Consider the following 868-nt stretch of genomic DNA (forward strand, 5'->3'; position numbering starts at 1 on the left):
AAGGTGCAGTGTCTGCGCAGAAAGGCCAGCTTGGCATCATCCCGGGTTCGATGGGCGCGAAATCCTTCATCGTCTGTGGCAAAGGTCATGAGGCTGCTTATTGCTCGTGTTCGCACGGCGCTGGCCGTAAGATGAGCCGAACGAAGGCCAAGAAGCAGTTTACGCAAGACGACCTCTTTTATCAGACAATGGGCATCGAGTGCCGGAAGGACGCAGGCGTCGTGGACGAGATTCCGGCCGCCTACAAGGATATCGATGAGGTGATGGGGGCGCAGTCCGAACTGGTTGATGTGGTGGCGACGCTGCGTCAGGTAATGTGTATCAAGGGGTAAAAATGCTGATCAAACAAATCAAGTCTGACCAAGAAGACGCGCGCCGCGCCAAGGCCGCGCTGACGGCGACGTTGCTCACTACCCTGATCGGGGAGGCAATGATGGTTGCCAAAAACGACCAGCGTGAAGCGCCGACCGACGATGAGGTCAAAGAAGTCATCGGTCGTTTCGTGAAAGGCATTCGCGATACGCGCGCCGCGCTCGAAAAGGCGGGGACTCCGGCCGATGATCCGCGTCTCGTCACGCTCGAAGAAGAGCGTTTGGTGCTGGTCCGCTATCTTCCACAGCAGCTCACGGAAGCGGAACTGACCAGCATCGTGACCGGTATTCTGGAGGCAGACGCGAAAGCCGACATGAAGTCGGTGATGAGTGCTCTGAAGGGAAAGTACGCTGGCCAGTATGATGGGAAGCTCGCTAGCACCATCGTCAAGAAGGCGCTGGGTCTGTGAACCTATTTCTATAAGGAGAAGTCATGTTCCACAATCGTTCGTTCCAATCAGCAATCATTGCGTTCTCATTCCTCACCACTTATCTGG

At 55.9% G+C, this 868-nt stretch carries 2 protein-coding genes; both read left to right on the top strand.

Going from position 1 to position 868, the window contains the following annotated elements; genetic code table 11:
- Positions 1-332: RtcB family protein (locus AC1RPN_RS07865; RefSeq protein WP_481763662.1), on the top strand; the 332-nt coding region annotated here is incomplete at its 5' end.
- Positions 333-334: 2 nt separating this feature from the next.
- A complete protein-coding gene (locus AC1RPN_RS07870) occupies positions 335-781 on the top strand; it encodes a GatB/YqeY domain-containing protein (RefSeq protein ID WP_289873973.1) in 447 nt (148 codons plus the stop codon).
- The last annotated feature ends 87 nt before the right edge of the window (positions 782-868 follow it).

The organism is Dellaglioa sp. CoH-57-MRSF-20 (assembly GCF_056781955.1).

What these genes read in the sequence shown, in the direction of transcription:
- AC1RPN_RS07870 (WP_289873973.1), top strand. Translation starts at nt 335, where the DNA reads ATGCTGATCAAACAAATCAAGTCTGACCAAGAAGACGCGCGCCGCGCC.